Source organism: Deinococcus deserti VCD115 (genome assembly GCF_000020685.1).
GTDB classification, from domain to species: Bacteria; Deinococcota; Deinococci; order Deinococcales; family Deinococcaceae; genus Deinococcus; species Deinococcus deserti.
Window position 1 is genome coordinate 2,682,393 of sequence record NC_012526.1, and the last position, 18,353, is coordinate 2,700,745.

18 protein-coding genes and 1 riboswitch are annotated in these 18,353 nt (G+C 66.1%); of the genes, 8 read left to right on the plus strand and 10 right to left on the minus strand.

The genetic code is table 11. From position 1 onward, the window contains the following. The first annotated feature begins 8 nt into the window (after window positions 1-8). Complete coding sequence (locus tag DEIDE_RS12745) at window positions 9-1,064, plus strand: LptA/OstA family protein (protein ID WP_012694378.1); 1,056 nt, start codon at window positions 9-11, stop codon at window positions 1,062-1,064. Here DEIDE_RS12745 and DEIDE_RS12750 read toward each other — a convergent pair. Continuing rightward, a complete protein-coding gene (locus tag DEIDE_RS12750) occupies window positions 1,033-1,947 on the minus strand; it encodes a lactate/malate family dehydrogenase (protein WP_012694379.1) in 915 nt (304 codons plus the stop codon). The genes DEIDE_RS12745 and DEIDE_RS12750 overlap by 32 nt on opposite strands. Continuing rightward, entirely contained in the window at window positions 1,944-2,438 is a 495-nt protein-coding gene (locus DEIDE_RS12755) for a universal stress protein (protein ID WP_242402920.1), read from the minus strand. Before DEIDE_RS12755 ends, DEIDE_RS12750 begins: the two co-directional genes overlap by 4 nt. Window positions 2,439-2,507: 69 nt before the next feature. Between DEIDE_RS12755 and DEIDE_RS12760 the strand changes: the two genes are divergently transcribed. Further along, the gene (locus DEIDE_RS12760; protein ID WP_012694381.1) at window positions 2,508-3,977 is read left to right on the plus strand and encodes an MBL fold metallo-hydrolase RNA specificity domain-containing protein; all 1,470 of its coding nucleotides are present in this window, start codon (window positions 2,508-2,510) and stop codon (window positions 3,975-3,977) included. A gap of 91 nt (window positions 3,978-4,068) precedes the next feature. Beyond that, entirely contained in the window at window positions 4,069-4,563 is a 495-nt protein-coding gene (locus DEIDE_RS12765; RefSeq protein ID WP_012694382.1) for a DUF3105 domain-containing protein, read from the plus strand. Between the two features lie 177 nt (window positions 4,564-4,740). Here DEIDE_RS12765 and DEIDE_RS12770 read toward each other — a convergent pair whose 3' ends face one another. From DEIDE_RS12770 to DEIDE_RS12795, 6 genes are all read right to left on the minus strand, one after another. Beyond that, entirely contained in the window at window positions 4,741-5,658 is a 918-nt protein-coding gene (locus tag DEIDE_RS12770) for a class I SAM-dependent methyltransferase (protein ID WP_012694383.1), read from the minus strand. A 46-nt stretch (window positions 5,659-5,704) separates the two neighbouring features. After that, window positions 5,705-6,475 (minus strand): MetQ/NlpA family ABC transporter substrate-binding protein, encoded by a 771-nt coding sequence (locus DEIDE_RS12775; protein ID WP_012694384.1) that lies wholly within the window; start codon window positions 6,473-6,475, stop codon window positions 5,705-5,707. A 51-nt stretch (window positions 6,476-6,526) separates the two neighbouring features. Next, a complete protein-coding gene (locus DEIDE_RS12780) occupies window positions 6,527-7,183 on the minus strand; it encodes a methionine ABC transporter permease (RefSeq protein WP_012694385.1) in 657 nt (218 codons plus the stop codon). Continuing rightward, on the minus strand, window positions 7,180-8,148 hold the full coding sequence (locus tag DEIDE_RS12785) for a methionine ABC transporter ATP-binding protein (RefSeq protein ID WP_012694386.1): 969 nt from the start codon (window positions 8,146-8,148) through the stop codon (window positions 7,180-7,182). Before DEIDE_RS12785 ends, DEIDE_RS12780 begins: the two co-directional genes overlap by 4 nt. Before the next feature lie 129 nt (window positions 8,149-8,277). After that, window positions 8,278-8,408: riboswitch (SAM riboswitch) on the minus strand. A gap of 75 nt (window positions 8,409-8,483) precedes the next feature. Next, window positions 8,484-9,455, minus strand: a complete 972-nt coding sequence (gene trmB / locus DEIDE_RS12790) for a tRNA (guanine(46)-N(7))-methyltransferase TrmB (RefSeq protein WP_012694387.1) — start codon at window positions 9,453-9,455, stop codon at window positions 8,484-8,486. After that, the gene (locus tag DEIDE_RS12795; RefSeq protein WP_012694388.1) at window positions 9,452-10,210 is read right to left on the minus strand and encodes an FAD-dependent oxidoreductase; all 759 of its coding nucleotides are present in this window, start codon (window positions 10,208-10,210) and stop codon (window positions 9,452-9,454) included. Before DEIDE_RS12795 ends, trmB begins: the two co-directional genes overlap by 4 nt. A 67-nt stretch (window positions 10,211-10,277) precedes the next feature. Here DEIDE_RS12795 and DEIDE_RS12800 point away from each other — a divergent pair, with 67 nt between their 5' ends. Next, window positions 10,278-11,174: an RluA family pseudouridine synthase gene (locus DEIDE_RS12800; protein ID WP_012694389.1), complete on the plus strand. Its 897-nt coding sequence runs from the start codon at window positions 10,278-10,280 to the stop codon at window positions 11,172-11,174. A 300-nt stretch (window positions 11,175-11,474) separates the two neighbouring features. After that, window positions 11,475-13,058, plus strand: a complete 1,584-nt coding sequence (locus DEIDE_RS12805) for a S8 family peptidase (protein ID WP_012694390.1) — start codon at window positions 11,475-11,477, stop codon at window positions 13,056-13,058. A gap of 60 nt (window positions 13,059-13,118) precedes the next feature. On the opposite strand, the gene DEIDE_RS12810 is transcribed toward DEIDE_RS12805, so the two are convergent. Beyond that, window positions 13,119-14,156: a ComEC/Rec2 family competence protein gene (locus DEIDE_RS12810; RefSeq protein WP_242402921.1), complete on the minus strand. Its 1,038-nt coding sequence runs from the start codon at window positions 14,154-14,156 to the stop codon at window positions 13,119-13,121. Then, a complete protein-coding gene (locus DEIDE_RS12815; protein WP_012694392.1) occupies window positions 14,153-14,452 on the minus strand; it encodes a DUF3006 domain-containing protein in 300 nt (99 codons plus the stop codon). Before DEIDE_RS12815 ends, DEIDE_RS12810 begins: the two co-directional genes overlap by 4 nt. A 305-nt stretch (window positions 14,453-14,757) precedes the next feature. Between DEIDE_RS12815 and DEIDE_RS12820 the strand changes: the two genes are divergently transcribed. The 3 genes from DEIDE_RS12820 to DEIDE_RS12830 all read left to right on the plus strand — a co-directional run bounded on the left by DEIDE_RS12820 (window position 14,758) and on the right by DEIDE_RS12830 (window position 18,285). Beyond that, window positions 14,758-16,152 (plus strand): TldD/PmbA family protein, encoded by a 1,395-nt coding sequence (locus DEIDE_RS12820; protein ID WP_012694393.1) that lies wholly within the window; start codon window positions 14,758-14,760, stop codon window positions 16,150-16,152. Then, window positions 16,149-17,507 (plus strand): TldD/PmbA family protein, encoded by a 1,359-nt coding sequence (locus DEIDE_RS12825; protein ID WP_012694394.1) that lies wholly within the window; start codon window positions 16,149-16,151, stop codon window positions 17,505-17,507. The genes DEIDE_RS12820 and DEIDE_RS12825 overlap by 4 nt, the downstream gene beginning before the upstream one ends. Before the next feature lie 103 nt (window positions 17,508-17,610). Then, the gene (locus DEIDE_RS12830) at window positions 17,611-18,285 is read left to right on the plus strand and encodes an SMI1/KNR4 family protein (protein ID WP_012694395.1); all 675 of its coding nucleotides are present in this window, start codon (window positions 17,611-17,613) and stop codon (window positions 18,283-18,285) included. Window positions 18,286-18,353 lie beyond the last annotated feature (68 nt).

Here is an 18,353-nt window from a genome sequence, read left to right on the forward strand (position 1 = left end):
CTGAAAATATGCGCTCCCCTGCTCCGCTGCTGACGCTGGGTCTGCTGACGCTGGTGGCCCTCACTCCGGCACCCCTGGCCCAGACCAGTGGTCAGCCGGCTCCCCCGGGCCCGGCGGCTCCGGCTGCGCCTGCCTCGCCTCCCACCGAGCCCGCCGCACAGCCAGCCGGTTGCGTGGAGGGAGCTGAAACGTCCTGCACGGAACTGGTCCGTACGGGCAACGACGGCAAGGAACGCCGGATCCGCATCCTGCGCACCGGGACCAGCGACGAGACAGGCATTGACGCGGTATGCGGCCCGCGTGAAGGTGAGCCTGAGGGCACCCCCACCCTGCTGGTGCTGAGCGAATCCGGGGCACGCGGCATTGAGATCAGCATCGACAAGAACCTGATCCGCGTGCCGCTGGCCATCGTGACGCAGAAGGAAAAGGGAGACGGCGCCAAGAGCGACGGCCGCATCGAAGCCAGCGCCGGAACTGCCCGTGTACTGGACGAGGTCCCGGAAGGCGCCACCGACCGGCTGGCGCTGTGCGGGGTAGAAGCCATCCCCAAACCCGCGCCAGACACCGTACTGGTGACTCAGGGGCGTACCCAGCTCAAGGGCCAGAAGCTGGTCTATGACGAAGCCGACGGAGTGGCGCGCATCGACGGCCCGATCACCTTTGACCGGGAGAACGGGAAAGACTCGCTGAGTGGTACCAGTCAGCGTATCGAAGTCAACGTGGACGCGGAAACCACCACACTGGTCGGGAGTGTCGTGCTGAACAGTGCGGGAGGACGGATCAGCCGGGCCGCCCGCGTGGAGTACGACGACACCCGCAACCTTGCCCGTCTGATTGGCACCCCAGAGCAGCCTGCCGAAAGCGTCAAGGGCGGCGACAAGCTGAGTGCGGGCATGATTCTGTATGACCTTGAGCACAATGAGGTCTATGCGGTCAAGGCCGAGGGCGGCACCATTACAGGGGAGTTTCTGGAGCAGGAAGAGGCGCCTGCCACCGATGCTCCTGCTCCTGCGCCGACGGCACCCCCAGGCTCTACGCCTGCAAACCCGCCGACGCGTCCCTGAGTACCTGAGCGCTGGCTTCCAGCGCCTGCTGTTCGTCTGCGTTCAGGCGGGGCATGATCGTGCCCTGCACGCCGCCTGCGCTGACAATGCGCGGCAGGCTGAGGCTTACCCCGAACTCCGGGGTAGGCGCACTGACTGTCAGAACCGCACGTCGGTCACCCAGAATGCGTTCGGTGATGCGGGCCAGCGAGGCGCCGATGCCGTAGTAGGTAGCGCGTTTGCCGTCGATGATATGCGCGGCGGCGTCCCGCGTGCCGGTTTCAATCTCGGCGCGCATCTCCGCGGTCCAGGGCAGCCCCCGGGCAGCCATGAACTCGTCGACCGGGAGCCCGGCGACCGTCACCGTACTCCAGGCCAGGACCTCGCTGTCGCCGTGCTCGCCCAGAACGTACCCATGCACATGCGTAGGGTCGACCTCTGCGCGGCGGGCGATCAGATGGCGGAAGCGCGCACTGTCCAGTACGGTCCCGGAGCCGACAACAGCGTGATCCGGCGCCAGCCGCGTGGCCAGATCGGTCAGGGCGTCTACCGGGTTGGTGGCAATCAGCAGGACCGCCCCGGGAGCGGACGCCGCCACCTGCGGAATCAGTTCACGGAAAATCGCCGCGTTCTTTCCGGTCAGGTCCAGCCGGCTCTCGCCAGGTTGCTGATTGGCTCCAGCCGCCACAATCACCACACGGCTGCCCTGCAGGGCCTCAGTGGGCCCGCTGCTGACGCGGGTTCCATGGCTGACCGGCGAGGCGTGCGCAATGTCCTGGGCCTCAGCATGGGCACGTTTCTCGTCCTTGTCGGTCAGAACCAGTTCGCTGCACGTGCCGCGCAGCGTCAGGGCATAGGCAGCGGTGGCTCCCACCAGACCCGACCCGACAACACCCACCTTCATGGCTGACGACCACCTTCATTCACACGCACGGTCAACACCGGAATGGGGCTGCGGGCCACCAGCTTCTCAGCACTGCTGCCCACAAAGAAATGTTCCAGGGCGCCCTGGGCGTGGGTCCCGACCACGATCAGCTCGGCGCCCCAGTTGCGCGCAGTTTCCAGAATGCCGGTGACCGGATCTCCGACCAGCTGCACTGTTTCCTCACCTTCACGGGCCAGGGCAGAGAGCCGCTCGGCATCAGCGCTTTCCAGGGTGTGCAGCAGCGCCGGGTCGGGGGCCGCCGGAGTGACTCCGCCCATCAGGTCCGGGGCCGCAGTCACGCGGGCGTCTGTCACGTGCAACAGCAGCAGCTGCGCGCCGGGAAAGCGGGCCCGTGCCACGTCGAGTGCGTGCAGGCTTGACGGCGAGAAGTCGAGACCGACAACGATCCTTTCAAAAGGTGCGGCGTTCTGGGTCATGCTCTGACCGTACTCCGGCCAGAACGCCAGCATGCCAAGGCTCAAGAGCACGTAAAGCGTGATCCAGACCACACTCGCGCCCTGTGGCCTACACTCGGGAGCATGCACCTTCAGAGTTTCGGGGCGGCCTGCACGGTCACCGGCAGCATGCATCTGCTGACACTGAACACAGCCGGAGGCGAGCGGCATGTCCTGGTCGACTGCGGCCTGTTTCAGGGCGCCGACGAACTGGAGGCGCGCAACCATGAGCCGTTTCCATTCGAAGCGCAGGATCTGGATGCGGTGATCCTGACGCACGCCCACCTGGACCATGTGGGGCGCCTGCCCCTGCTGGTCCGGCGGGGCTACCGCGGCGCGGTCTACTGCACCGCTCCGACAGCTGCGCTGGCCGAGACGGTGCTGCTGGACTCTGCCCGGCTACAGGTCGAGGGTTACCGTCAGGCCCTGCGCCGCGCCCGGCGACAGGGCCGTGAGGACGAAGTATTGCCGCCACTGTACGAAGAGGACGATGTTCACCGCACGCTGGCGCTGCTCCGGCCCCATCTGGAGTTTGGGAAAACCACCAAGGTCGCCGATCTGAAGGTCACGCCCGAGCGCGCCGGGCACATCCTGGGCAGCGCCTGGCTGCTGATGGAAACGCCGGATGCCCGGCTGATCATGAGCGGAGACCTGGGCAACCGCGAAAGCGGCCTGCAGCTCGACTTTACTCCGCCCCCGGCGGCCGATGCGGTGGTGCTGGAAACCACCTATGCCAACCGGACCCACCGGCCCTGGGCCCAGACCCTCGAGGAGTTTGCCGGGGCGCTGCGCACCAGCATCCGCGCAGGCGGAAAAATATTGATCCCCAGCTTTGCCATCGAACGGGCGCAGGTCATTCTGTACACCCTCAAGGACCTGATGAACCGCGGCGAGGTTCCGCACATTCCGGTGTTCATGGATTCACCCATGGCCATGCGCGCCACCTACGAGTATTTCGAGTTTGGCGACGAGCTGATCACCCCTGTTCGGGAGGCTCTCCAGAGCGGTGAAGATCCCTTCCGTCCCAGCACGCTGCATGTCGTGAACACCAGCGCCGAGTCGCAGCGCCTCAACCGCTACGACGGTCCGGCGATCATCATGGCGGGCAACGGCATGATGACCGGTGGACGTATCCAGCATCACCTCAAGCATCACCTGTGGAAACCCAGCACCAGCCTGATCATCGTGTCGTACCAGTCGCCCAGCAGCCTGGGCGGCCGGATCGTGGAGGGCGCCGAGACGGTGCGGCTGATGGGGGAAGAGGTGGCCGTGCGTGCCCAGGTGCACACCATCGGGGGCTTCAGCGCGCACGCCGACCGCGACGACCTGCTGGCCTTCCTGGACACCGCCGGCAAGCCGCACGTCTGGCTGGTGCACGGTGAAACGTCTGTGATGAGCAGCTTTCTGCCGGTCCTGGAGCAGCACGGCATGAAGGGCGATATCGTGCCGGACCGGCAGAAGGTGGACCTGCTGGGCCCCGGCTTTGCGGGCGGGCAGCCGCCGGGGCTGGTGGTGGACACACAGGCTGATCCTCATCAGACCACTGCAGAGTAACGCTGCCGGGGCCCGGTTCCTGTCTTTCCTGCCCCCTTCCGGGACACCGGGTTCTCTTCTCTTTCATGTCGAACCGTTACCCTGTTGGTCAATGAAACGCACGTTGCTGCCCCTTCTGCTCCTGAGCCTGACTGCCTGCGGAAACAAAGGAATCGAGGGAGCCCAGACCTTCAAGTATTCCGCCGGTGATCACCGCAGCGGATCGCTGGTGTACAACGAGACACCCCCAGCCGGCGGCGCCCACAATCCCGTCTGGCAGAACTGCGGCGTGTACGATCAGCCCCTGTACAACGAATATGCAGTGCACAGCCTGGAACACGGCGCGGTGTGGATCACCTACCGCCCCGACCTGGAAGCCGCGCAGGTCGCGCAGCTCAAGGCCCTGGCCCAGGGCCGGACCTATACCCTGCTGAGCCCCTACGAGGGGCTGGACACCCCCGTGGCTATCAGCGCCTGGGGGGCCCAGCTGAAGGTCGACAAGGCCGATGACGCCCGCCTGAAAGCCTTCCTCGACAAGTACGAGCAGGGAGCCACCGCACCCGAACGCGGCGCACCGTGCTCGGGTGGCTACAGCGGCACCCGCTGAGCCTGTCGGGCAGAGGCCTGAGCATCCAGCAAGATGCTCAGGCCTGACCGTTGCCCCTTCGATTCAGAAAAACAGAACGACGTGTTTGCCGCGCCGCCGACCAGGAATCCTGGCCACTCTCGCGGTTGCGCGCCTTCCTCGCCCTTTTTCTCCGGTTGTACGGCATGAGCCTGTGATTTACAGTTCCAGACCCGTTGGCGTGGTCACGGATGAGGGAATGGCCGTGACCAGCACCTCGTACTTGCCGGTTACAAAGACCTTGAAGCCCTGACGCTGCAACCGGCGCCGGGCATCAGTGACGTCGGCGGCCATCAGGCTCAGGTCCGGTCGCCTGTAATTGCGCACGCGCGCCCCGTAAGACAGCGCCCCATCACGGTAACGGGCATTCGGGTAACCCAGCACCAGGCCACCTTCGGGCGTCAGGTGATGGCGCCACAACGCGCTGAGCAGCACGTCCTGCCGGATCCCGGGGCTCTGCAGCAGGCTCAGGGCCAGAATCAGGTCAAAGCGGCCCAGGTGGGCCTGCGGCAGGGTGGTCACGTCCAGCTCGTGAACCGTCATGTCCGGATGCCGCTGCTGGGCAGCCGTCAGGGCCGAGGGCTCCAGATCCACTCCGTGCACCTCGAACGTGTGGTCCGGGAAAGCCAGCGCCAGCGCGTCGAGTTCGCGCCCGGCATTGACGCCCAGGGACAGCACCCGGCCCCCTGCTGGCGGACCCACGCGCCGCAGCGCCTCGACCAGGGTAAACAGAAACACCGGGTCTTCCAGCTTGTCCACCCGCGCCCAGTCGCCCTGCGCGCTGTAACCGGCAGCGTCGGGATCTGGGCTGGGGGCCTGAGCCCGCAACCGCACACGCACCTGCCCCTCCTCTGTACGCTCAGGAGTCAACAGGTGCGCGTCAAGCAGACTGGCAAGATCTACCCAGGTGCTCCAGGGCCGGTGCAGTCCGGCGGATGTGGCCTCGCCGGCATACAGTCCCAGGCCGCGGTCCGGGTCCGCTACCGTGAAGGCCACCTCGCCGGTGATCTGCAACTGCCGCCGTACGGCAGGCAGGACCACGCTCATGGGCTCAAAGGTAAAATTCAGGTCAGGCACGGGCTGTGAAGGTAGCGCATGCAGCGGCGTGCGGTGGGTTCAGCCTTCAGAAAGCCGGCACCACTGCGCCGTTGTACTTCTTCAGGATAAAAGCCTTGACCTCCGGACTGCGCAGTGCAGCAGCCAGTTTCAGGTAGTCGGGGTTCTTGAGCGTTTCTGCCTTGGCCGCCAGCAGGTTGGCGTACGGGCTGTTGGCGTTCTCGATCAGCAGCGCGTCCTTGAGGGGGTTGAGACCCGCGTCCAGCGCGTAGTTGGTGTTGATCACGGCGACGTCCACGTCACCCAGCGCACGGGGAAGCTGCGCGGCTTCCAGTTCGCGGAATTTCAGGCGCTTGACGTTGGTGGTGATGTCCAGCACCGTGCCTCGCACACCCACGCCGGGCTTCAGGCGGATCAGGCCAGCCCGCTCCAGCAGTTTCAGAGCGCGTCCGCTGTTGCTCGGATCGTTGGGCAGGGCGATCGTCGCGCCGGTCTTCAGGTCCTTGAAGCTCTTGACGCGGCGGCTGTACACGCCCATCGGCTCAACGTGCACCTTGGCACCCGCCACGATGCCCAGCGGGCGGCTCTTCTGGAATTCGTTCAGGTACGGCAGGTGCTGGAAGAAGTTCACGTCGATGCTGCCATCGGCCAGCGCAAGGTTGGGCTGCACGTAGTCGCTGAACTCGCGGATCTGCAGATTGACACCCTGCTTGGCCAGGATGGGTTTGACGACATTCAGGATCTCCGCGTGTGGCACGGGGCTGGCGCCCACACGGAGGGTGCCAGCAGCGGCGAAGGAGGAGAGGGTCAGGGCGGTCAGGATCAGGAGCTTATTCATGGGATTCCTCGTTTGAAGATTGAAAGCAGGCGTATTCAGAGGGAGGCGTATTCAGCGGTGGTCGGTGCGGCGGGCGGCAGCGTCACCCAGCCACTGCACGCCCTGCACCAGCAGCAGCAGCATGACGACGGTGGCGACCATCACGCCGGTCTCGAAGCGCTGGTAGCCGTAGCGGATGGCCAGGTCTCCCAGACCTCCCCCACCAATCGCACCGGCCATGGCGCTGTAGCTGATCAGGCTCACGACCATCACGGTGAAGCTGTGAATCAGGGCAGGACGGGCCTCGGGCAGCAGCACCTTGCCGATCACCTGGAACGTGCTGGCCCCCATCGCGCGGGCGGCCTCACCCACGCCCTGGGGCACACCCTGCAGCGCGCCGTCCACCAGCCGGGCCACGAAGGGAATCGCGGCGACCGTCAGCGGCACGATGGCCGCGGTGCTGCCGATGCTGGTGCCGATCAGCAGACGCGTCAGCGGAATCAGCAGAACCAGCAGGATGATGAAGGGGAGGCTCCGGCCTGCGTTGACCACAGCGTCCAGGACACGGTGAAGGGGCGCCTGAGGCTTGAGGCCACCGGGACGCGTGAGGGTCAGCAGCACGCCGAGTGCGGTCCCCAGAGCCTGGGCAATCAGCGCTGAGGGCACCACCATCAGCAGCGTTTCCAGGGTGCCCTGCCACAGCAGTGGCCAGAGTGTGTCCCAGCTCATGCGCCCGCTCCCGCAAGCTGCGCTACCCGGGCCAGGTGAGCCGGGATATCCGGCGTACCGTCCGGCACAGCCAGCCAGACGTCCACGCCCAGCGGGTGTGCGTCAGCCTGCACCACACGGGCTCCAAGTCCCGCCAGAGCCGTCAGTGTGCGCGGTGAGAGTTCCGCCAGGGTGACGCGCCGCAGCTGTTCACCGGCCGTCAGGGAAGCTGCGGGCCGGTGAGCCTCGAGCAGCGCACGGGTCACGGCGTGCTGCGGCTGGCTCAGGACCTCCCGCGTCTGGCCGAATTCGACCAGCTGCCCGCTGTCCAGCACCGCCACATGGGTGGTTGCCGCCCGCACGACCTCCAGCTGATGCGTGACGATGACCACGGTCAGGTCGCGGTCACGCTGCAGGTCGGTCAGCAGGGTCAGAATTCCGGCGCTGGTCTCGGGGTCCAGGGCGCTGGTGGCCTCGTCGGCCAGCAGGAGATCCGGCTCGGTGGCCAGGGCGCGTGCAATGCCCACGCGCTGTTTCTGCCCACCAGACAGCTGCGCCGGGTAGCGGCTGGCCAGATCGGCGAGGCCCACCTGGGCCAGCAGTTCGCGGGCGCGGGCTTCGCGCTGGGCACGCGGCACGCCCCGCAACTCCAGCGGCAGGGTCACGTTTCCCAGCGCCGTGCGCTGTGCCAGCAGGTTGAAATGCTGAAACACCAGGCCGGTCCGGGCCTGCCGTTCGCGGCGGGCGCTGGCGCTCAGGGCCGAGAAGTCCTGGCCCTGGACGCTCACGTGGCCGGCGTCGGGAAGTTCCAGGCCGCTGATCAGGCGCACCAGCGTGCTTTTGCCGGCGCCGCTGCGACCGATGATGCCGGTGCGGCTGCCACGCGGCACTGAGAAGCTCACGTCCCGCAGTGCCGGGCCGGCCTGGCCGGGATACGTCCTGCGGACGCCCTCAAAGACGAGAGCAGGGGGAAAAGAACGGGTCATCAGGTAGCCTCCGGGGCAGGTGGGCGGGATTGGAACGCCAAAAAACACGCGTCCCCTTCCTGGATGCTTGAGCAGTGGAAGGGGACGCGCGTAAGCGTCCAGTGCGAACCTGTGTAGAGGTACACCCTTCCCTTATCGTTCCCGTCGCGACTGTGGAGCCATCGTTGGCGCGTGCGGGCTGGTCAAGCACCGATGCCGTGATGAGGGCCGGTTGCTGCGGCGATAACTGGGCCAGATCCCTACGCCGCTCTGGATAAAGGTGGCCCTGTTCAGGCCGGACGACACTCTAGGATGGTTGACCTGTTTCGTCAACCATTGGCAGACTCACATTTGGTTCAGTACCCGCGGTGACGGACTTCAGCGCCTTCGCTTTCCAGCCAGGCAGTCACGGCCCCCACCGCCGCCTTCACTCCGGGCGTGATGATCGGCCCGCCGAACTTGGCCAGACGCACCAGATAAGAGCCGTCTTCCCGCCGGGTGATGCCCACCAGGACTTCCTGCGTCAGCTCGCCTTCGACCACGTGCGCCAGGGCGACCCAGCCGTCACGGCGCAGGCTGCTGTACAGGTCAAGCAGCACCACGGTCCAGTTCTGGCCCCGGGTCGTCTGCTTGGCAAAATGCGCAGGCTCAAAACTTACAGGCAGGGTCAGCACAGCGTGGGGCACGTCGGTCTCCAGTTCGGGATAGGGAGTGGTGGTGCCGTGCGGCACCTGTGGATGGGCGGTGGGCCTGAAGCGGGCATGATGGGCCCCCAGGCCCAGATCACGCCATTTGAGGGCGTACTTGGTTTCCAGGGCAGCTGGCGGCGGCTCCTGAGCGGTGTCCACCGCCATGACCCCGCTTTTCCCAGCCTCGCCGCAGGCAAATTCGAAGTACTCGTCATGGTCGGTGGTCAGCAGCACCGCCCCGCCGGGCTTCAGGCGGCTGGCAGCCAGCTCGAAAAACGGAGCGCGCAGCAGGCGGTGCTCGGTATGCCCGGCCTTGGGCCAGGGATCAGGAAAATTCACGACGATCAGGTCCAGCGCTCCGTGCGGGATCACCTCGCGGACCAGGACGTCAGCCGGCAGCTTGGTCAGCACGGCGTTGCCGAGCCCGGCGGCTTTGAGGCGACGGTGGGCCTTGAGCAGCGACACGCCGCTGATTTCCACGCCCAGATAATTCGGCGGCTGCGGGAAGGTGCGCGCGAAGTGGGGCCAGAAGCGCCCGTCACCAAAGCCCACTTCCAGCACCCAGGGACGGTCCGGCGTTTCGGGATACAGCCGCTCGGCGGGATCCGGAAACCGGAAGTCTGAAAGCCGGAAAATCATAAGCTCTCCTCCTGAGTCCCGTTACCGAGCAGTTCGGCTGCCAGTCGCGCCGCATCCTGCAGCACGCTGCCATAGGTGTGCTCACCCGGCATGCAGCGGCCCAGCATGCGCACCCGGTCGAGGCGTCTGATGCGAAATCCGTCGAGTTCTCCTGGTGCGGGTGTCAGAAAGCGCACGTCGTAGGCCGGAGCGCCGTCCACCGCGGCAGCAGTCTGCTCCGCCCCGATCAGCCACACACCGCTGGCAATCAGATCCTCGGCCAGAAAGTCATAGGCGACCTCGGACAGGCGACCGGCGTCTTCCATGGTGTCCCCGATCAGCAGCCGGCCCTTCAGGAAAGCCCCGACGGCCAGCACCACCGTGCGGGCGTGCAGCTTGGGGCCTTCCCAGGTGGAAATCACTACCTGCGTGTCCTCCTCATCCAGGGCGGTCACGGTACTTTGCAGCAGATGAATGCCGCTGGTGGCCTCGATTTCGGCCTTGAGCAGCCGGTGGAAGGTCCAGCCGTCGGTGTCCGGCGCCATCTGGTCTGCCGTCCGGGCGAACACGCTGCCCTGCGGGAAATCCGCGCCCTGGATGGTCGGCTGGTACAGGGTGCCCAGGTGGTCCAGGGCCTGCGACACCAGCAGCACATCCTGCCCGGCGCGGGCCAGGCGCCAGGCGAGCTCGGTGCCGCCCAGACCGGCACCCACGACAGCCACGTCGTAGAGGTGCCCCGGTTGTGGGCGGCTGCGGGGAGAAGGAGGACCAAACATCACCGGGAAGTCTAATACGGAGTGTCCCCTGTGCCTCGGAGCGCGCCGCTCCCTTACTCTTTGACCCATGCCGACGAATGCCGGGTACACCTACGTCACGCCGGTGCAGGTCAGTGGCGTCAGTGTGCTCGACTTCCTGAGTACGCGCTATCGGCATTCGGCGCCGGAGGTCTGGGCCGCCCGCCTGGCCCAGGGCGAGGTGCAGGTTGATGGCCTCACCGTCCAGGGTCACGAACGCCTGCGGGCCGGACAGACCCTGGTCTGGCACCGGCCGCCCTGGCAGGAAGAGAGCGTGCCGCTGCACTTCGAGGTGCTGCACGAAGACGCCTCTCTGCTGGCGGTGCACAAGCCGTCCGGGCTGCCGACCCTGCCCGGCGGGGGCTTTCTGGAACACACGCTGCTGACGGTGGTGCGCGCGCAGTTTCCCGGAGCTTCACCGCTTCACCGGCTGGGACGCGGCACCTCAGGAGTGGTGCTGTTTGCCCGCACTGGTGCAGCCGGCTCAGCCCTGGCACGGGCGTGGCGTGAACAGGATGTACGCAAGATGTACCGCGCCCTGGCCAGCGGCGTGGCGACCCAGGATGAGACTGAAATCACTGTTTCGATCGGACCGGTTCCTCACCCCCGACTGGGCGAGGTCTTTGCGGCGTGCCCCACTGGTAAGCCCTCGCGGTCGGTGGCGCGCGTCGTGGAACGCTGCAGCGGAACCACTCTGTTTGACGTTCAGATTTTCACCGGCAGGCCGCACCAGATCCGTATTCATCTGGCCAGCATCGGCCAGCCTCTGGTGGGCGACCCGCTGTACGGCCCTGGAGGCCATCCGCTGCCCGACCTGCCCGGTCTGCCCGGCGACCTGGGCTACCTGCTGCACGCGCACACGCTGAGCTTCACCCATCCGGTCAGCGGTCAGGTCATCACGGTGACGGCGCCAGCTCCCTCCGCGCTGGAGCCCACCGCACCCTAGGGGCAGAGGCTGTCAGGAATCGCGGCGCGGCCTCCCCGCCGCATGGAGGCCGGCCATGTCGCCGCGGCCCACGTCATGCGTCATACCGCCGGCCTTCAGGGACAGCTGACCCTCGATATGGCGAGCAAGCCGGGCATCCGGGAGCGGAATTCATGAGGCGTCAGATTCATAGGGTTCAGGGGGTTGTGAGACTTGGAAGTGCATCCTGAGGCCCGGTTTCATACCGCCTCCCCCTGTCATTCAGAACGCAGCCTGGGCAACCTGTCGCTGCGTGTCCCTTTACCCAAGGAGCCTCTACTGATGCGTCTTTCCCTGAATGTTGTCCTGAGCCTGCCCCTGCTTCTGGCGGCCTGCGGAACCTCCTCGACCCCTTCTGTCACTGTTCCTGCCGCCGACGAATCCGCGCGCAGCGCCCCCGCTTCCGCTCCGATCGTAGGCCTGGACAACCCTCTTGGCATTGACGGTCAGTACATCGTCGTGTTTTCCCAGGGCGAGCAGGCCGGAGGCATCAGCGCGCAGGCCGCTGGGCCGCTTGGTCAGGCCCTGTCGGCGCAGGATCACGACGGGTTGATCCGCACCCTGAGCCTGAACGAGCAGGGCGTGAGTATCAGGCATCTGTATGCCGGGTCGATGCAGGGCTTTTCCGGCACCCTGAGCGCGCAGAATCTTTCCAGGCTCCAGGCAGATCCGCGTGTGAAATATATCGAGCTGGACAGCCGCATTCAGCTTACTGCCACGCAGACCGGCGTCACCTGGGGGCTGGACCGGATTGACCAGCCGGCCCTGCCCCTGTCGGGCAGCTATACCTATGATCAGACCGGCACTGGCGTGACCGCTTATGTCATCGACACCGGCATCAACGTCTCGCATGTGGACTTTGGTGGGCGTGCGGTCTGGGGCAGCAACACAACCGCAGACGGCGTGAACTCGGACTGCCAGGGACACGGCACGCATGTCGCCGGTACGGTTGGTGCCAGCACCTGGGGCGTGGCCAAGAACGTCAAACTTGTAGCGGTCAAAGTACTGAACTGTGAAGGCTCAGGCACCACCTCGGGTGTGATTGCCGGACTGAACTGGGCCGCGCAGCAGCGCACCGGACCGGCCGTGGCGAACATGAGCCTGGGCGGCGGCGCCAGTCAGGCACTGGACGACGCCGTCGCGAGCGCCACCAACAGCGGACTCACAGTCGTGGCCGCAGCGGGCAACAGCAACGTGGACGCCTGTGGCAGCAGCCCGGCGCGCGCACCTTCAGCCATCACGGTAGGCAGCACGACCAGCACTGACGCCCGCAGCAGCTTCTCCAACTACGGCTCCTGCCTGGATCTGTTTGCCCCGGGCAGCAGCATTACCAGCACCTGGATCGGCTCGGCCACTGCCACCAGTACTCTCAATGGCACCAGCATGGCTTCCCCGCACGTGGCCGGCGCTGCGGCGCTGATCCTTCAGGCCAACCCAACGTATAGCCCCGCGCAGGTGACCAACGCCCTGATCACCCGCAGCGCTTCCGGCAAGGTGACGAACGCCGGAACAGGCAGCGCCAACCGGTTGCTGCAGGTTGGCGCTGCGCCCGTCACGTCCCCCGCGCCCTCAGGCACCACCTACACCGGATCTGTCAGCAAAGGCGCGAGCAGCTTCAAACCCGGCACGAGCGGCTTCACCTATGCCGGTGGCACGTTGAAGGCCACCCTCAGCGCTGGCAGCCTGACGGACTTCGACCTGTACCTGCAGAAACGGGCATCCAATGGAAGCTGGATGGACGTGGCTGCCAGCACAGGCAGCACCAGCAGCGAGAGCATCACCTATGTTGCCGGCAGCGGCACCTACCGGTGGGAGGTTTACGCCTACCGTGGTTCCGGCAGCTACACGCTGACAGAAACACGCTGAAGTCTATTTCTACCGGAAGTTTTCCAGGGTCCGCCATGCACGGCGGACCCTGCATGTTCTTCAGCGGTCGGTCGTAACCGTATAGGTGCCGTCTGCCTTGCCTGTAAAGGTCACGGTGCCCTGCTCGTCGGTGCGGTAGGTGCGGATACCGTTCTGGTCGTACAGCTTCAGGGCGGTCCTGGTGGGGTGCCCGTAATTGTTCTCGCCGACGCTGATCACCACATTCTCGGGGCGCACGCTGGCCAGCCAGGCCTGATGGTCCCCATTGGCCGCCCCATGGTGGATGCTCTTGTAGACCTGGAACGGACCACGGATTTCGGGCCGGTCCTGTTCGAGCCAGGCCTGGGTCTCGGGCTTCTCGCTGTCACCGGTCATCAGGGCCCTGAAGTCTCCGAACTCCAGCCGCAGACCTACGCTGTTCTCATTCTGGTCGCTGCCCATACCGGCTGGCGGGGCAATGACCCGCACCTTCACGCTGCCCAGGTTGATGACCTGCTTGTTGGCCTTCTGGAAGGTCGTGCCCTGTTCACGCAGCGCGTCCACCAGCCGCTCCCACGTGCGGGTGGTGCCGCTCAGGCCATTGTTGATAAACAGCCTGGGTCTGGCCTCGGCTGCCGCCACCAGCCCGGCGATGTGGTCTGCGTCGGCATGACTCGCGACCATCAGGTCAATCTTCTCGATGCCGTAGGTCTTCATGTGCTCGCGCATCCGCTCGGCGCTGCGTCCGCCGTCCACCAGCATGGTCTTGCCCTCGGGGCTGCGCACCAGGACGGCGTCACCCTGCCCGATATCCAGAAACCGGATGGTCACTTCACCGGCAGGCGTAGTGGTGCTGGTCTCAGCAGGTTGCTCCCGGCCCCCGAAGACCTTGCTGCCGGCGCAGGCCGCCAGACTGGCCGTCAGCAGCAGCACCAGCAGGCCCATCACGTCTGAACTGCTGGGACCGCTCCGGGCGGGAGCCTTGCCACGGCTTTTCGGCGCTGTTTTGCGGGCGGCTTTACTGTCAGCGTTTTTCCCGTCGGAAGCCTTGCGGGGGGTGGTTTTTCGGGCGGCAGCTCCACTGCGCCGCGGTGATTTCGGGTCTGGTTTTCCACTCACAGCGTAATCTCTCCGTCGTCCAGGTCCTGGCTGTTCAGGGCGTCAAGCCGGGCCTGCGCCGCGGCGCGCCGGGCCTCGGTTTCCTCGGGCAGGAGGCGGGTGCTTACACCATCCGGGCCTTCCTGAACAGCCAGGATGTCGCCCTCACGCAGCCCCTCCGGCAGGGCGTGCAGCGGCAGGGTGAAGGTCCGGCCGTCCTCACGCTCCAGTCGCACGACCGGACCGAGCGGACTGTCCTCGACCGCGTCTACCGTCCAGCGTTCGCCCTGGGGCCCCGGGTGGGCAACTTCCTTCATGCCAGACAGGGTAACGCGCCCGCACCGCCAGGCGCTGTGAAGGCAGAGGCAGTCCAGAGCAGATAAGCAAAATGGCTGAGGAAGCCGAAAGTGCGGCACCCTGACTTCCCTTTTCAAGCAGAGTGACCCACAGTGTTGGGGTGCCTGACATTTCAACCTTCGTGCTTCAGAGCGGGGGCGCGGTTTCCAGTTCTGATGGACGAGCCGTGTGGCGGATACCTGCGGCGCCCGGCTGCTTACCCACTTGCTGATGGGCTTTCCGGCGGGCGGATGCCGACACCGGAAGCCAGGAGATCCAAAGGAGAATGATGCTCGACGAAACACTGGTCAGTGATGTGCTGACGCTTGCCCGCGCGGGCGGCGCCGACTTCGCAGAACTGTTCATGGAAGACACCGTGAACACCACCCTGCGCCTTCATCAGGGAGAGCTGAAGGACGCCGGCGGCGGCAACCTGTTCGGCGCCGGCCTGCGGCTGCTGTACGGCACCCGGGTGGTTTACGCCTACACCAACGACGTGACGGCCTCTGGCCTGCGTGACCTCGCCAGTGCGGTGGCCAGCGCCCGTGGCGGCGCCGGCGAGGTGGAGCGCGGCGGAGCAGGCGGCCTGGACTTCCGCAAGGTGAAGGTCACCCCGCACTACCGCGCCCGGCAGCACCCCCTGACGGCTGCCAAGCGCGAGAAGCTGGCCCTGATGCGCCGGGCTTCGGGCGCCGCACAGGTGGGCGACGTCAAGACCGTGGACGTGAACTACCTTGACCGCGTGCAGCGGGTCCTGATCGCCAACAGCGAGGGCCTGTGGGCCGAGGACGAGCGGGTCCAGAGCCGCCTGAGTGTCAGCGCCATCGCGCAGGACGGCACGCTCCGCCAGAGCGGCTTTTACGGCCCGGGTGCCAGCCAGGGCCTGGAATTCTTCGAGACCGTCACACCTGAGAGCATCGGCACCGAGGCCGCGCGCATCGCCAACGCCATGCTGCGCGCAGACTACGCTCCGGCGGGCAAACTGCCCGTCGTGATCGGCAACGAGTTCGGTGGGGTCATTTTCCACGAGGCCTGCGGGCACATCCTGGAAACAACCGCTGTGGAAAAGAACGCCAGCGTGTTTGCTGACAAGTTCGGCCAGCGTATCGCCCAGGACTGCGTGAGTGCGGTGGACGACGGCACCCTGCCCGGCTCGTGGGGCATGGTCAACGTGGACGACGAAGGTATGCCCGCCCAGCGCACCGTGCTGATCGAAAAAGGGATTCTCAAGTCGTTCCTGGTGGACCGCGTGGGTGAGATGAAAACCGGCTATGCCCGCACCGGCTCGGGGCGCCGTCAGAACTACACCTTCGCGCCCGCCAGCCGCATGCGCTCGACCTTTATCGACAACGGTGATCAGACCCCCGACGACCTGATCCGCAGTGTCTCGCACGGCATCTACGCCCGCAAGATGGGCGGCGGCAGCGTTTCCCCCGGTACCGGCGACTACAACTTTGCGGTGAACGAGGCGTACATGATCCGCAATGGCGAGATCGCCGAGCCGCTGCGCGGCGCCTCACTGGTCGGCAACGGTGCGCAGGACCTGCTGAACATCGTAGGCGTCGCCGGTGACCTCAGCCTGGGACAGGGTATGTGCGGCAGCATCTCGGGTTCCCTGCCAACCGACGTGGGCCAGCCGCACATTCTGGTATCTGAAATCACCGTGGGAGGCCGCGCATGACCGCTACCGTCACTGAACAGCTCAGCATTGACCAGGCGCGCAGCTATCTGCTGAAGCGGGCCAAGGCCCGTGGTGTCCAGCTGGAGGTCTACGCCCTGCGCAATACGTCGACCAACATCCGGGCCTTTGCCGGCGAGGTCAGCGAGTTCAAACTGCAGGCGCGCCAGGGCGTGGGGCTGCGGGCGCTCAGGGACAGCGCCTGGGGTTACAGCTTCACCGAGAATCTGGCACAGAATGCACTGGACCGTGCGCTGGATATGGCCGTAGAAAACGCCGAACTGGTGGCACCCGAAAGCGGGGCCGGGCTGGTCGCCTGGGCTGAGCCTCCCGCACTGGACCTGTACGGCGAGGGCCTGAGTGGGGTCAAAGTGGAGCAGAAGGTTCAGGTCGCCCTGGATCTGGAGCGCACCGCGCGTGAAGCCGACCCGCGCGTGACCAGCGTGCCCTACGGCGCCTACATGGACAGCGACAGCGAGACGCTGGTAGGCAACACCGAGGGCCTGTCACGCGGCTTCAAGTCGTTGCAGGCCTTTCACTTTGTCGCTCCGCTGGTCAGTGAAAACGGCCAGAACAAGATGCAGCGCGACTGGCAGTTCACACGCGAGTTCACCGAACTCGACCCCACCCGCACGGCCCTCAAAGCGGTGGAAAAGGCAGTGGCTCTGCTGGGTGCCCGACCTGCGCCGAGCGGGCAGTTCCCGGCCGTGTTTTCTGGCGGGTGCCTGGCCGATCTGCTGGATCTGTTCTCCCCCATGTTCAGCGGCAAGATGGTCGAGGAAGGCAAAAGCCCCCTGGCCGGACGCCTGGGCGAGGCGGTTGCCAGCGAGCTGGTCACGCTGGTGGACGACGCCACGCTTCCGCGCGGCATGAATTCCCGCGCCTTTGACGTGGAAGGCTGCCCCAGCGTTCCTGTGACCCTGATCGAGGCCGGACGGCTCACGGCCTTCCTGCACAACGCTCAGACGGCGGCGCGTGCCGGCACACAGAGCACCGGGCACGCCGCACGCATGGGCTACCAGGGCGTGGTGGGCGTGGGTCCCAGCAACCTGCTGATGCTGGCCGGCAAGACCCCGGACGCCGAGGTTCGTGCGGGGGTCCGGGGTGTGCTGGTCACCGGGGTCTCCGGCGGGCACGCAGGCGCCAACCCTGTGACCGGCGACTTCAGCCTTCAGGCCGAGGGGTTCTGGCTGGAAGACGGGGGGGTCGCCCATCCACTGGAGGTGTTCACGGTGGCCGGCAATATTCTGGAAGTTCTGGCAGGCATCGAGGCCGTCAGCGATACGGTTGAGTGGACCCCCGACGCCGTCGGCGCACCGGCAGTGCGGGTCGCCCACCTGGCCATCGGCGGCAACTGAAGCGGTACCGATAGGACTGGAGGGGACACTGCGGTGTCCCCTCCTTCGTGTTGTTCGCCCCAATCCTGCGCGCTGGAGAAGGCCCCGGCGGTTACGCTGAGCCATGCCCGCCGACTTTCCGGACCTCCTGACGGAACTGGAGGGCTGGCTTTTCCTGCACGCACCGGCCATTCATGCGCAGCTGAAGTCGGGCGCCACCGACGCCGACCTGGGCAGCCTGGAACGTCAGTTGGGCCGGAAGCTGCCGGACGCGTTCCATATGCTGTACCAGCGGCACGCGTACTGGGGGCAGGCGTTCGGACTCGACCACGTGCCCCTGGGTCATGTGGCCTTCGAATGGCAGACCTGGCGTGAGCTCGAGCAGCAGTGGCGTGAAGAGCACTGGGGCCTGGACGAGGAACATGTCTCGCATCCGGCCGGCGCCATCCAGACCGAGTACGCCACGCCTGGCTGGATAGGCTTCCTCAAGGACTGGGGCGGAAACTCGGTGGGCATTGACCTGAATCCCGGCCCGCAGGGTGTCGTGGAGCAGGTCATTACCTTTGGCCGCGACGAGGACCATAAGTACGTGCTGGCAGATAGCCTGGAAGGCTTTGTAGAGTTGTACGTAGAGCGCCTGCGAACAGGACAGGTACGGGTCGAGCAACTGTCTGGATATGCGGAGCCGGCCTGGAGCATCCAGCTGACCGACGAGAGTGGCTTCAGCACCGACATGTATCAGACACTGCCAGACTTTTACCCAGGGTTCGGCGCGGCTCCTGCCCGGCGGTCCCGCTGAAATGACCGGCCCCGGGCGGCATGCGTGGTGTGTGGGGGCATCCGACTTCGTTCCTCGGCGTAGCATGC

Coding starts and splice junctions, on each gene's coding strand:
- DEIDE_RS12745 (WP_012694378.1), top strand. CDS start 9: ATGCGCTCCCCTGCTCCGCTGCTGACGCTGGGTCTGCTGACGCTGGTG.
- DEIDE_RS12750 (WP_012694379.1), bottom strand. CDS start 1,947: ATGAAGGTGGGTGTTGTCGGGTCGGGTCTGGTGGGAGCCACCGCTGCC.
- DEIDE_RS12755 (WP_242402920.1), bottom strand. CDS start 2,438: ATGCTGGCGTTCTGGCCGGAGTACGGTCAGAGCATGACCCAGAACGCC.
- DEIDE_RS12760 (WP_012694381.1), top strand. CDS start 2,508: ATGCACCTTCAGAGTTTCGGGGCGGCCTGCACGGTCACCGGCAGCATG.
- DEIDE_RS12765 (WP_012694382.1), top strand. CDS start 4,069: ATGAAACGCACGTTGCTGCCCCTTCTGCTCCTGAGCCTGACTGCCTGC.
- DEIDE_RS12775 (WP_012694384.1), bottom strand. CDS start 6,475: ATGAATAAGCTCCTGATCCTGACCGCCCTGACCCTCTCCTCCTTCGCC.
- DEIDE_RS12780 (WP_012694385.1), bottom strand. CDS start 7,183: ATGAGCTGGGACACACTCTGGCCACTGCTGTGGCAGGGCACCCTGGAA.
- DEIDE_RS12785 (WP_012694386.1), bottom strand. CDS start 8,148: ATGACCCGTTCTTTTCCCCCTGCTCTCGTCTTTGAGGGCGTCCGCAGG.
- trmB (WP_012694387.1), bottom strand. CDS start 9,455: ATGATTTTCCGGCTTTCAGACTTCCGGTTTCCGGATCCCGCCGAGCGG.
- DEIDE_RS12795 (WP_012694388.1), bottom strand. CDS start 10,210: ATGTTTGGTCCTCCTTCTCCCCGCAGCCGCCCACAACCGGGGCACCTC.
- DEIDE_RS12800 (WP_012694389.1), top strand. CDS start 10,278: ATGCCGACGAATGCCGGGTACACCTACGTCACGCCGGTGCAGGTCAGT.
- DEIDE_RS12805 (WP_012694390.1), top strand. CDS start 11,475: ATGCGTCTTTCCCTGAATGTTGTCCTGAGCCTGCCCCTGCTTCTGGCG.
- DEIDE_RS12815 (WP_012694392.1), bottom strand. CDS start 14,452: ATGAAGGAAGTTGCCCACCCGGGGCCCCAGGGCGAACGCTGGACGGTA.
- DEIDE_RS12820 (WP_012694393.1), top strand. CDS start 14,758: ATGATGCTCGACGAAACACTGGTCAGTGATGTGCTGACGCTTGCCCGC.
- DEIDE_RS12825 (WP_012694394.1), top strand. CDS start 16,149: ATGACCGCTACCGTCACTGAACAGCTCAGCATTGACCAGGCGCGCAGC.
- DEIDE_RS12830 (WP_012694395.1), top strand. CDS start 17,611: ATGCCCGCCGACTTTCCGGACCTCCTGACGGAACTGGAGGGCTGGCTT.